The organism is Lentzea sp. NEAU-D7, from assembly GCF_026242055.1.
Lineage (GTDB): Bacteria > Actinomycetota > Actinomycetes > Mycobacteriales > Pseudonocardiaceae > Lentzea.
The window spans coordinates 207,643-219,005 of record NZ_JAPJDL010000019.1; the positions used below are offsets into that span (position 1 = coordinate 207,643).

At 69.0% G+C, this 11,363-nt stretch carries 12 protein-coding genes; 10 read left to right on the plus strand and 2 right to left on the minus strand.

What is annotated here, in order from left to right; all coding sequences use genetic code 11:
- The first annotated feature begins 103 nt into the window (after positions 1-103).
- Genes argC through ORI60_RS32740 form a run of 9 tightly spaced genes read left to right on the plus strand, consistent with a single transcriptional unit; the run spans position 104 to position 7,975 of the window.
- Positions 104-1,120, plus strand: a complete 1,017-nt coding sequence (gene argC, locus ORI60_RS32700) for an N-acetyl-gamma-glutamyl-phosphate reductase (protein WP_266041852.1) — start codon at positions 104-106, stop codon at positions 1,118-1,120.
- A complete protein-coding gene (argJ, locus tag ORI60_RS32705; protein ID WP_266041853.1) occupies positions 1,117-2,289 on the plus strand; it encodes a bifunctional glutamate N-acetyltransferase/amino-acid acetyltransferase ArgJ in 1,173 nt (390 codons plus the stop codon). Before argC ends, argJ begins: the two co-directional genes overlap by 4 nt.
- Complete coding sequence (argB, locus tag ORI60_RS32710; RefSeq protein WP_266041854.1) at positions 2,286-3,155, plus strand: acetylglutamate kinase; 870 nt, start codon at positions 2,286-2,288, stop codon at positions 3,153-3,155. The genes argJ and argB overlap by 4 nt, the downstream gene beginning before the upstream one ends.
- Before the next feature lie 20 nt (positions 3,156-3,175).
- A complete protein-coding gene (locus ORI60_RS32715; RefSeq protein WP_266041855.1) occupies positions 3,176-4,309 on the plus strand; it encodes an acetylornithine transaminase in 1,134 nt (377 codons plus the stop codon).
- Positions 4,306-5,238: an ornithine carbamoyltransferase gene (argF, locus tag ORI60_RS32720; RefSeq protein ID WP_266041856.1), complete on the plus strand. Its 933-nt coding sequence runs from the start codon at positions 4,306-4,308 to the stop codon at positions 5,236-5,238. The genes ORI60_RS32715 and argF overlap by 4 nt, the downstream gene beginning before the upstream one ends.
- Positions 5,235-5,720, plus strand: a complete 486-nt coding sequence (locus tag ORI60_RS32725) for an arginine repressor (RefSeq protein WP_266041857.1) — start codon at positions 5,235-5,237, stop codon at positions 5,718-5,720. Before argF ends, ORI60_RS32725 begins: the two co-directional genes overlap by 4 nt.
- Positions 5,713-5,979: an argininosuccinate synthase gene (locus ORI60_RS44795; protein ID WP_402904957.1), complete on the plus strand. Its 267-nt coding sequence runs from the start codon at positions 5,713-5,715 to the stop codon at positions 5,977-5,979. Before ORI60_RS32725 ends, ORI60_RS44795 begins: the two co-directional genes overlap by 8 nt.
- A 12-nt stretch (positions 5,980-5,991) precedes the next feature.
- Complete coding sequence (argH, locus tag ORI60_RS32735; protein WP_266041858.1) at positions 5,992-7,383, plus strand: argininosuccinate lyase; 1,392 nt, start codon at positions 5,992-5,994, stop codon at positions 7,381-7,383.
- A complete protein-coding gene (locus ORI60_RS32740) occupies positions 7,373-7,975 on the plus strand; it encodes a DNA-3-methyladenine glycosylase (protein WP_266041859.1) in 603 nt (200 codons plus the stop codon). The genes argH and ORI60_RS32740 overlap by 11 nt, the downstream gene beginning before the upstream one ends.
- On the opposite strand, the gene ORI60_RS32745 is transcribed toward ORI60_RS32740, so the two are convergent.
- Together ORI60_RS32745 and ORI60_RS32750 are read right to left on the minus strand one after the other, a co-directional pair.
- Positions 7,967-9,010 (minus strand): toll/interleukin-1 receptor domain-containing protein, encoded by a 1,044-nt coding sequence (locus ORI60_RS32745; protein WP_266041860.1) that lies wholly within the window; start codon positions 9,008-9,010, stop codon positions 7,967-7,969. The two genes, ORI60_RS32740 and ORI60_RS32745, sit on opposite strands and share 9 nt — an antisense overlap.
- Positions 9,011-9,022: 12 nt before the next feature.
- On the minus strand, positions 9,023-9,415 hold the full coding sequence (locus ORI60_RS32750; RefSeq protein WP_266041870.1) for a hypothetical protein: 393 nt from the start codon (positions 9,413-9,415) through the stop codon (positions 9,023-9,025).
- Between the two features lie 112 nt (positions 9,416-9,527).
- Here ORI60_RS32750 and tyrS point away from each other — a divergent pair, with 112 nt between their 5' ends.
- On the plus strand, positions 9,528-10,802 hold the full coding sequence (gene tyrS, locus ORI60_RS32755; RefSeq protein WP_266041861.1) for a tyrosine--tRNA ligase: 1,275 nt from the start codon (positions 9,528-9,530) through the stop codon (positions 10,800-10,802).
- Positions 10,803-11,363 lie beyond the last annotated feature (561 nt).

The following is an 11,363-nucleotide window of genomic DNA, read 5'->3' on the forward strand; positions in this document are numbered from 1 at the left end:
TCGACCGCGTTCAGCGCCCCACAGCGCCAGGTGGCTCCGATCGGTTCGCCAGGTGGCCAAACTCCTGTTGAGTGAGTTTGCATGTCTGTGCATAATCATGCGTATGACAGTGAGGATCGCGGTCGCGGGCGCCAGCGGGTACGCGGGTGGCGAGCTGCTCCGCCTGCTACTCGGCCATCCGGACATCGAGATCGGCGCGCTGACGGCCAACAGCAGCGCCGGTGACAGGCTGCTCAAGCACCAGCCGCACCTCCTGCCGCTCGCCGACCGGGAACTACAAGACACCACAGCCGAGACGCTCAAGGGCCACGACGTGGTGTTCCTCGCACTTCCCCACGGTCACTCAGCCGCGCTGGCCGAGCAACTCGGCGACGACGCGCTCGTGATCGACTGCGGCGCCGACCACCGGCTGACCAGCGCGGACGACTGGAAGCGGTGGTACGGCGGTGAGCACGCGGGCACCTGGCCGTACGGACTTCCCGAACTTCCCAACGGGCGGGACGCGCTCGTCGGCGCGCGCCGCGTCGCCGTTCCCGGCTGCTATCCGACGGTGTCCTCGCTGGCCCTGGCCCCGGCCGTCGACCTCATCGAGGACGAGGTCGTCATCGTCGCCGTGTCGGGCACCAGCGGTGCCGGCAAGTCGCTGAAGACGAACCTGCTCGGGTCCGAGGTCATGGGGTCGGCCAGCGCCTACGGCGTCGGCGGCGCCCACCGGCACACGCCCGAGATCACCCAGAACCTGAGCGCCGCCGCGGGCCGGCCGATCAAGGTCAGCTTCACGCCGGTGCTCGCCCCGATGTCCCGGGGCATCCTCGCGACCTGCACGGCTTCGTTGAAGACCGACGGCGCAAACGTTCGCGCGGCCTACGAGAAGGCGTACGCGGACGAGCCGTTCGTGCACCTCCTACCCGAAGGCCTCTGGCCGACGACGAACGCCGTTCTCGGTTCGAACGCCGTCCAGCTGCAAGTCACCGTCGACGAAGACCTCGGCCGGCTCGTGGTCGTGGCCGCCGTCGACAACCTGGCCAAGGGCACCGCGGGTGCCGCTGTCCAGTGCATGAACCTCGCTCTCGGACTGCCGGAAACGACCGGCCTCTCGACCGTTGGAGTCGCTCCGTGAACCGCAACAAGGGCGTCACCGGACCCCAGGGCTTCCGGGCCGCCGGGATCGCCGCCGGAATCAAGGAATCCGGCGCTCTCGACCTGACGCTCGTCGTGAACGACGGGCCCTCCGACGCCGCCGCGGGCGTGTTCACCACGAACAAGGTGAAGGCCGCGCCGGTGTTGTGGTCGCAGCAGGTGATCCAGTCCCGGCGGCTGACCGCGGTGGTGCTCAACTCCGGCGGCGCCAACGCGTGCACCGGTCCCGAAGGCTTCCAGGACACCCACGCCACCGCGGAGAAGGTCGCCGAGGTGCTCGGCACCGGCGCCGTCGACGTCGCGGTCTGCTCGACCGGCCTGATCGGCGAGCGCCTCCCGATGGACAAGGTCCTGACCGGCGTCGAGAACGTCGCGAAGGAGCTGGACTCCACGGTGGAGGCCGGGCTCAACGCCGCCACCGGCGTCATGACCACGGACAGCCGCCCCAAGCAGTCGTGGAAGGCCTCCGAGCAGGGCTGGTCGGTCGGCGGGTTCGTGAAGGGCGCGGGCATGCTCGCCCCGAACATGGCCACGATGCTGTCGGTCATCACGACCGACGCCAAGATCTCCGGCGACTCGCTGGACAAGGCGCTGCGCCTGGCCACGGGCCGCACGTTCGACCGGCTCGACGTCGACGGCGGCACGTCCACCAACGACACGGTGCTGGTGCTGGCCTCGGGCGCCTCGGGCGTCGAGCCCTCGTTCGACGACTTCGTCGCGTTGCTGACCGAGGTCGCGGGCGACCTGGTCAAGCAGCTCCAGGGCGACGCCGAGGGCGTCACGAAGGAAATCAGCATCACCGTCAAGCAGGCCGCCACCGAGGCCGAGGCCGTCCTCATCGGACGGACCGTCGCCGAGGACAACCTGGTGAAGACGGCGCTGTTCGGCAGCGACCCGAACTGGGGCCGCATCGCGATGGCGCTCGGCCGCGCGGACGCCGAGATCGACCCGGACGTGCTGCAGATCCTGATCAACGGCGTGTCGTTGTACCGCAACGGGACCCGCGACCGGGACCGCAGCGAGGCCGACCTGTCCGGACGTGACATCGAGATCGTCATCGACCTCAACGTCGGCGAGGCCGAGGCCACGGTGCTCACCACGGACCTGTCCCACGACTACGTCGAAGAGAACAGCGCTTACTCCTCATGAACGCACAAGAGAAAGCGGCGGTCCTCGTCGAAGCGCTGCCGTGGCTGGAGCGCTTCCGCGGCGCGCTCGTGGTCGTCAAGTACGGCGGCAACGCCATGGTCGACGACGAGCTGAAGAAGGCGTTCGCCGAGGACATGGTGTTCCTGCGGCTGTGCGGCCTGCGCCCGGTCGTCGTGCACGGCGGCGGCCCGCAGATCAAGTCCATGCTGGACAGGCTCGGCATCCACAGCGAGTTCCGCGGCGGCCTGCGCGTCACGACGCCGGAGGCCATGGACGTCGTGCGGATGGTCCTGGTCGGGCAGGTCGGGCGCGAGCTCGTCGGCCTGATCAACCAGCACGGCCCCTACGCCGTCGGCATCTCCGGTGAGGACGCGCACCTGTTCACGGCCACCCGTCGTGGTGCGATCGTCGACGGCGAGGAGGTCGACATCGGCCTCGTCGGCGACATCACCGAGGTCAACCCGGACGCGGTGCTCGACATCGTGCGCGCGGGCCGCATCCCCGTCGTGTCGTCGGTCGCCCCGAACATCCACGGCGTGCCGCACAACGTGAACGCGGACACGGCGGCCGGCGCTCTCGCGGTCGCTCTTGGTGCCGAGAAGCTCGTCGTGCTCACGGACGTCGAGGGCCTGTACTCGAACTGGCCGGACAAGTCGTCGCTGGTGGACCAGATCCGCGCCGCCGAGCTGGAGAAGATCCTGCCGGACCTGGAAAGCGGCATGGTGCCGAAGATGGAGGCCTGCCTGCGCGCGGTGCGCGGCGGGGTCCCGCAGGCGCACGTGATCGACGGCAGGCTGGCCCACTCGGTGCTGCTCGAAGTCTTCACCACTGAAGGTGTCGGAACGATGGTTCTGGGGGACAAGTGACCACGCGGTGGCAACAGTCCATGATGGACAACTACGGCACACCTTCGCTGCAACTGGAGCGAGGTGAGGGCGCGCACGTCTGGGACGCCGACGGCAACCGGTACGTAGACCTGCTGACCGGTCTCGCGGTCAACGCCCTCGGCCACGCCCACCCGGCGATCGTCGAGGCCGTGTCCACGCAGATCGCGAAGCTCGGCCACACCGGCAACCTGTACGTCAACGAGCCCGCGCTGAAGCTCGCCGAACGCCTGCTCGACCTCGCGGGGGAGCCCGGCAAGGTCTTCTTCTGCAACTCCGGCGCCGAGGCCAACGAGGCCGCGCTCAAGATGGCCCGCCTCACCGGCCGCACCAAGATCGTCTCCACGATCGGTGGGTTCCACGGCCGCACGATGGGTGCGCTGACGCTCACCGGCCAGGAACCGAAGCGCGCACCGTTCGAGCCCTTGGTCCCCGGCGTCTCGCACATCCCGTTCGGTGACGTGGCGGCGTTGGAAGCGGCGATCGACGACGACACGGCGGCGTTCATCGTCGAGCCGATCCAGGGCGAGCAGGGCGTCGTGGTGCCGCCGGCCGGCTACCTCCAGGAAGCCCGCCGGATCACCTCCGAGCACGGTGCGCTGTTCATCCTCGACGAGGTGCAGACCGGCGTCGGCCGCCTCGGCACGTGGTTCGCGTTCCAGCAGGCCGGGATCGTGCCGGACGTCATGACGCTCGCCAAGGGCATCGGCGGCGGCCTGCCGCTGGGCGCCACGATCGGCTTCGGCGCGGCGGCGGAGCTGTTCAAGCCGGGCCACCACGGCACGACCTACGGCGGCAACCCGGTGTGCTGCGCGGCCGGGCTCGCGGTGCTCGACACGATCGCCTCGGAGGGCCTGCTGGAGCACGCCTCGTCCGTGGGCAAGGAGATCGCCGCCGGTGTGGAGGCGCTGCACCACCCCGCGATCACCGGTGTCCGGGGAGCAGGCCTGCTGCTCGGCATCACGCTGCGCGAAGCGGTCTCGGCCAAGGCCGCGGCGGCCGCGCAGAAGGCCGGTTACCTGATCAACCCGATCCAGCCCGACGTGCTGCGGCTCGCCCCGCCGCTCGTGCTGGAGGAGTCCGACGCGCAGGCCTTCGTCGCCGCGCTCCCCACCTTCTTCGAGGAGACGCCGTGAGCCCGAGGCACTTCCTGCGCGACGACGACCTGACCACCGCGGAGCAGGCCGCCGTCCTCGACCTGGCGGACACCTACAAGGCGGACCGCTTCACCGCGAAGCCGCTGGCGGGCCCCAAGTCCGTCGCGGTGATCTTCGAGAAGAACTCCACGCGCACCCGGCTGTCGTTCGAGGTCGGCATCGCGCAGCTCGGCGGCAACCCGGTGATCATCGACGGCCGGTCGATGCAGCTGGGCCGCGAGGAGACGATCGAGGACACCTCGCGGATCCTGTCCGGGTACGTGGACGCCGTGGTGTGGCGGACGTTCGCCCAGGCCCGCATGGAGGCGATGGCCTCCGTGTCGCGCATTCCCGTGGTGAACGCGCTGACCGACGAGTTCCACCCGTGCCAGGTGCTCGCGGACCTGCAGACGATTCGCCGCCGGTACGGCAAGCTGGCCGGCCTGACGCTCACGTACCTGGGCGACGGCGCCAACAACATGGCGCACTCGTTGCTGCTCGGCGGTGCCACGGCGGGTATGCACGTTCGCATCGGTGCACCGGCTTCCTTCGTGCCGAACCCGCAGTTCCTGGAGGACGCCAAGAAGCGGGCCGCCGAGACCGGCGGTTCGGTTGCGTTGATCAGCGACCCGCGCGAGTCGGTCGACGGGTCGGACGTGCTGGTCACCGACACCTGGACGTCGATGGGGCAGGAGAACGACGGCAAGGACCGCGTCGGCCCGTTCCGCCCGTACCAGGTGAACGCCTCGTTGCTGGAGGCGACGGGCAAGCCCGACTCGACGGTGCTGCACTGCCTGCCCGCGCACCGCGGCTGGGAGATCACCGACGAGGTGCTCGACGGCCCGCAGTCGCTGGTGTGGCAGGAAGCGGAGAACCGGCTGCACGCCCAGAAGGCGTTGCTCGTGTGGTTGCTGGAGCAGTCGTCGTGACCCGCACCGCCCGCCAGGGCCGCATCGTCGAGGTGGTGTCGCAGCGAGCCGTGCGCAGCCAGTCCGAGCTCGCGAAGCTGCTCGCGGCGGAAGGCATCGACGTCACGCAGGCCACCCTGTCTCGCGACCTCGACGAGCTCGGCGCGGTCAAGCTGCGCGGCCCTGACGGCGGTGCGCCGGTCTACGTGATCCCCGAGGACGGCAGTCCCGTGCGCGGTGTTCAGGGCGGCACGACGCGCCTGGTCCGCGTGCTGGGGGAGCTGCTGGTGTCGACGGACCACTCCGGAAACCTCGCGGTGCTGCGAACTCCGCCGGGTGCCGCGCAGTTCCTGGCCTCCGCACTGGACCGCGCGGCGTTGCACGAGGTCGTCGGCACGATCGCGGGCGACGACACGATCCTCGTCGTGGCCCGCGAGCCGATGACCGGAGCCGAGCTCGCCGACCGGATCACCGCGCTGGCCTCGGGTTCGGTCGATGAATGAGCCCGTGCACGCCGTTCTGACGTTCGACGCGGGTGTCCCGGTGGCGGTGGACGGCGAGACCGTCTCCGTCGCCGAGGCCGTCCGCGAGCTCAACTTCCGCGCCGGCGTCGTCAGGTCCAGCCTCGGCTCGGTCGCCGTACGCGTCGCGCGGATGGCTTTGCCGTCGGGTTCCGGTGAGGTCGACGTCGCGCTGTACCAGGGGCGCGTCGTCGGGCTGGTGGCCCGTTCGGAAGAATCTCTCTACGACTTCGCCAGCTGAAAGTTGCGTGTGATGAGTTCTTTGTGGGGTGGCCGGTTCGAGTCGGGACCGGCCGAGGCGATGGCGCGGCTGTCGCTGTCGACGCATTTCGACTGGCGGCTCGCGCCGTACGACATCGCGGGCTCGCGCGCCCACGCCCGTGTGCTGCACGCCGCGGGCCTGCTGTCGGACGAGGAGCTCTCCGGCATGCAGAAGGCGCTGGACGAGCTGCTCGCCGACGTCGAGTCCGGCGCCTTCACCCCGGTGCTGGAGGACGAGGACGTCCACACGGCGCTGGAGCGGGGCCTGATCGACCGCGCCGGCACCGAACTCGGCGGCAAGCTGCGCGCGGGCCGTTCCCGCAACGACCAGGTCGCCACCCTGTTCCGCATGTGGCTGCGCGACGCCGCCCGCCGGGTCGCCGCCGGTGTGCTGGACGTCGTGGACGCGCTGGCCGCGCAGTCCGAGACGCACTTCGGTGCCGTCATGCCGGGCCGCACGCACCTGCAGTCCGCCCAGCCCGTGCTGCTCTCGCACCACCTGCTGGCGCACGCCCACGCGTTGCTGCGCGACGTCGACCGCCTGCACGACTGGGACAAGCGCGCCGGCTTCTCGCCGTACGGCTCCGGTGCCCTGGCCGGCTCCTCGCTGGGGCTGGACCCGGCGAAGGTGGCCGCCGACCTGGGCTTCTACGCCCCGGTCGAGAACTCGATCGACGGCACCGCCTCCCGCGACTTCGCCGCCGAGATCGCGTTCGTGCTGGCCATGATCAGCGTGAACCTCTCCCGCGTGGCCGAGGAGATCATCATCTGGACCACCGCCGAGTTCCGCTTCGCGGTGCTCGACGACGCCTGGTCCACCGGCAGCTCGATCATGCCGCAGAAGAAGAACCCGGACGTCGCCGAACTCGCGCGCGGCAAGTCGGGCCGCCTGATCGGCAACCTGGCGGGCCTCCTGGCCACCCTGAAGGCCCAGCCGCTGGCCTACAACCGCGACCTGCAGGAGGACAAGGAGCCCCTGTTCGACTCGGTCGAGCAGCTCGAACTGCTCCTCCCGGCCTTCGCGGGCATGGTGGCGACCCTGAAGTTCGACGTCGACCGCATGGCGTCGCTGGCCCCGGCCGGCTTCACGCTGGCCACGGACATCGCGGAATGGCTTGTGCGCCAAGGCGTTCCGTTCCGCGTGGCCCACGAGGCAGCCGGTGCGTGCGTCCGCGCGGCCGAGACCCGCGGCGTCGGCCTGGAAGACCTGACCGACGACGAGTTCCGCGCCATCTCGCCCGCCCTGACCCCCGAGGTCCGGTCGGTGCTCACCGTCGAAGGCTCGATCGCGTCGCGCGACGCCCACGGCGGCACGGCACCCGCGCGCGTCCGCGAACAGCTCGACGCACTCGTGGCGAAGGCTGCTTCAGCACGTGAGTTCTAGGCTCCTGACCAAGGAGGAGCTGGCCGTCGACCCGGTCGACGCGTCCCGGCTCCTCCTCGGTTCCTTCCTCGAAGCAGGCGGCGTGCGCGTGCGCATCGTCGAGGTGGAGGCGTACCGGGGAGGCGACGACCCGGCGTCCCACTGCTACCGCGGCAAGACCCCTCGCAACGAGGTGATGTTCGGCCCGGCCGGCTTCCTGTACGTCTACTTCGTCTACGGCATGCACTTCTGCGCCAACGTCGTGACGCTGACCGACGGCGTACCGGGCGCCGTGCTGTTGCGCGCGGCCGAGGTCGTCTCGGGCGAGGACATCGCCTTCTCCCGCCGCCCCGCTTCGCGTTCCGCGGCCGAACTGGGCAAAGGGCCCGCACGGCTGTGCAAGGTCCTCGGACTGGACCGTTCGCAGAACGGCGTCGACCTGACCTCTCCTGACTCGCCCGTGCGGTTGTACGCGGGTGAGCCGGTGGAGAAGGTGCACGCGGGTCCGCGCGTGGGTGTCGCCGTGGCGATGGACGTGCCTTGGCGGTTCTGGATCGACTCACCGGCCGTGTCGACCTACAAGAGAGGCGGCAAGCGCCGCTCGTCAGCGTGAGAGCTTGGCCATCGCCGCCGTGAACTCCCGTTCCAGCGACGGCTCCACCTCGAACACCAGCGGCACCGTCATGTCGATCTGTTCCCCGGCGGTCAACCGCTCGACCAGCGTGTCGGCCACCTCGCGCAGATCCCGCGCCACCGCGTGCATCGCCTCCAGCTGCCGGTCCGCGAACCGCGCCTGCACGCGAGCGGCGGCACGGGCGGGCCCGTTCGCGTAGCTGGTGCCGTAGATCCCCCGCGCCCAGTCGAGGATCTCCTCGAAAGTGCGCACGAACAGCTCGCCGAGGTGCACGATCTGGTCCGCGTCGCCCGGAACCCCGGACCTGCCGAACGCGGCTTCCTGCGTGCCGGAGGTGAAGACGGACTCGACGGCGACCTTGATGATCTCGCTCAGCAGCACGTTGCGGTCGCGGATCAGGTCGATGCCGTCGCCGTGCTCGACGATGCCGTTGCGCGGGGCGTAGCGCAGGAAGTGCTCGCGGTACTTCTGCTGGAGATCGGCGAGCCCTTGTGCCACAACGGTCGCGTAGAGGAGATATTCCCAGCCGCGCGGCTTCTCCCTGACCAGAGCGGCCACCGACTTGGCGGTGACCGGGGTCGACGGGGTGAACTCGGCGCGGTGCTGGGCGAGCTTCTGCACGACGGACTGCGCGATCACTTCGGGATCGTGCACGCGGAGGTCCAGGTAACCGATGCTGGGCAGCAGGCCCGGCACCTCGGTGTCGTCGAGCTTGATGGGCAGCAGGTACTCGTTCTGCTGCCCAAGAGCCCGTGCCTGCGCGGTCTTGCGTTCGTGCCGCGCCCAGTTGTGTTCGACGTAGTGCTTTGAAGCGAACATCAGCACGTAGCGAACCTTGTGCGTCAACGTCTCCGCGGTGTGCTCGATCAGGTCGAGGCCCCACCGCGTGACGAGCTGGTCCTCGTCGTAGTAGACCTTGACGCCGAGGTCCTCCAACCGTCGGACGATCGGCTCGACCTCGGCGCGGTCCTGCTCGGCGAACGAAGGGGCGACGTCGAACTCGTACTCGGCCACCCCGTCATTCTTCTAGCCGCGCATCGTCCTGCGGTACCAGGCGCGCCGGTGGCCGGAGGGCAGTGCGACTCGGGTGATCAGGTTGGTCAGCAGCGCACCGATGATCAGCCACAGGAGAGCGGCCAGGCCCTCGTTGAGGAGCGTCGCCGCGGAGGCGTTCTCAGGTGTGAAGAGACCGTCCAGGCCGAGCGTGATCCCGTCCGCCCAGCCCGCGACGAACTGGAAGAACCCGTTGCCGGCGTTCGCACCCGTGATCACCAGGAAGATGTGCACCAACAGCACGATGGCGAACGTCCAGCACACGATGTCGATGACTGCGCAGACGGTTCGCACCGTCCGCACCCTGCGGTAGTCGTCGTCGCGCTCGACGACTTCTTCGACCACCGGTTCGTTCACGCGCGGCATCCGCTCGGTAGGTCGGCGTAACTCCGAGTCACGTGGGTCAGTCATGGCCTCCGCATACCCGTCCGCCTACCAGGTCGAAACCCGTTGGACCAGGTAGGCGACAATGAGAGCCGTGAGCGAGCACATCCTTGACGAACTTTCCTGGCGCGGCCTGATCGCGACGTCCACCGACCTCGACGCACTCCGGAAGGACCTGGACGCCGGCCCGCTCACCCTCTATTGCGGTTTCGACCCGACGGCGCCGTCGCTGCACGCCGGCAACCTGGTGCCGCTGCTCATGCTCAAGCGCTTCCAGATGGCAGGTCACCGGCCGATCGTGCTGGCCGGCGGGGCCACGGGCATGATCGGCGACCCGCGCGACACCGGTGAGCGCACGCTGAACTCGCTCGACACCGTCGCCGAGTGGGCCGACCGCATCCGCGGCCAGCTGGAGCGGTTCGTGCACTTCGACGACTCGCCCACGGGCGCCGTCGTCGAGAACAACCTCAACTGGACCGGCCAGGTCAGCGCGCTGGAGTTCCTGCGCGACGTCGGCAAGCACTTCTCGGTCAACGTGATGCTGTCGCGGGAGACGGTGAAGCGCCGCCTCGAGACCGACGGCATGTCGTACACCGAGTTCAGCTACGTGCTGCTGCAGTCGAACGACTACCTGGAGCTCAACCGCCGCTACGGCACCGCGCTGCAGATCGGCGGCTCGGACCAGTGGGGCAACATCGTCAGCGGTGTCGACCTGGTGCGCCGGGTCGAGGGCAAGCACGTGCACGCGCTGACCGCGCCGCTGGTCACCGACGCCGAGGGCCGCAAGTTCGGCAAGTCCACCGGCGGCGGGCGCGTGTGGCTCGACCCGGAGATGACCTCGCCGTTCGCCTGGTACCAGTACTTCGTGAACGTCGACGACGTCACGGTGCTCAAGTACCTCCGCCTGTTCACGTTCCTCACCCGTGAGGAGCTCGACGAGCTGGAGAAGCAGACCGCCGAGGCACCGCACCAGCGCGCCGCGCAGAAGCGCCTCGCGCAGGAGTTCACCGACCTGGTGCACGGGGAGCGCGCGACGCAGCAGGTCATCCTCGCGTCGTCGGCGCTGTTCGGCCGGGGCGAGCTGCGTGATCTCGACGCGTCCGTGCTGGAGGCGGCGCTGGCCGAGGCGCCCAAGGGCAAGGCGCGGCTGGCGGACGAGCCCACGATCGTCGACCTGCTGATCGCGTCGGGCCTGGCCGAGAGCCGAGGTGCCGCGCGGCGGACGGTCAACGAGGGCGGTGCCTACGTGAACAACGCGAAGGTGACCGACGAGGAGTGGAAGCCGGCGTCGTCGGACCTGCTCCACGGCAAGTGGCTGGTGCTCCGTCGCGGCAAGCGGAACAACGCCGGCGTCGAGGTAGAGCTCTGACCTGCGAGTTCAGGTCTCTGAAGGCCGTCGGTCCCACTCGGGACCGGCGGCCTTCGACGTTTCTAACTGTGATCGCGGTCACAGTGTGCGGCGATCTGGCCTGCGATAGCTTGGTCCTGAGTCCTGTACGGGGCTGCTGACCTGCGGTTTCTAATCGCAGGCGGCCGTGGTGCCCCCGATTTGACCCTGCGTTGGCGTGCGTGTAACTTTCTCCATGTCAGCGAGGAACGGGCCGGGAACACCGGAACGGAGCGCGACACAGATCACGAACCAAGCTTCCACGGACTGTGGTAGAGTGGGTGACCTGGAAACGACGAAGACCCAGCCGGTAGCTCGTCTGAGCTCAGAGGCCAAGGGCGTCGGAAGTTTCAAACACAAAGCTTAAGTACGACACAGCCCCGGAAGTGACTCTCTTCGGAGATTAGCTGCGGTGTGCGCGTGTTCTTTGAGAACTCAACAGCGTGCCGAAACACAGCCAGTAATATATGAATTACCTCCTCGTCGAGGTAGTTCCTTTGAGGCAAGACTAGATTGATGCCAGACATATTCCGTCTGGAGCGA

Excerpts from the sequence above, each read along its gene's own strand:
- argC (WP_266041852.1), top strand. The coding sequence starts at position 104 with ATGACAGTGAGGATCGCGGTCGCGGGCGCCAGCGGGTACGCGGGTGGC.
- argB (WP_266041854.1), top strand. The coding sequence starts at position 2,286 with ATGAACGCACAAGAGAAAGCGGCGGTCCTCGTCGAAGCGCTGCCGTGG.
- ORI60_RS32715 (WP_266041855.1), top strand. The coding sequence starts at position 3,176 with ATGATGGACAACTACGGCACACCTTCGCTGCAACTGGAGCGAGGTGAG.
- ORI60_RS44795 (WP_402904957.1), top strand. The coding sequence starts at position 5,713 with ATGAATGAGCCCGTGCACGCCGTTCTGACGTTCGACGCGGGTGTCCCG.
- argH (WP_266041858.1), top strand. The coding sequence starts at position 5,992 with ATGAGTTCTTTGTGGGGTGGCCGGTTCGAGTCGGGACCGGCCGAGGCG.
- ORI60_RS32750 (WP_266041870.1), bottom strand. The coding sequence starts at position 9,415 with ATGCCGCGCGTGAACGAACCGGTGGTCGAAGAAGTCGTCGAGCGCGAC.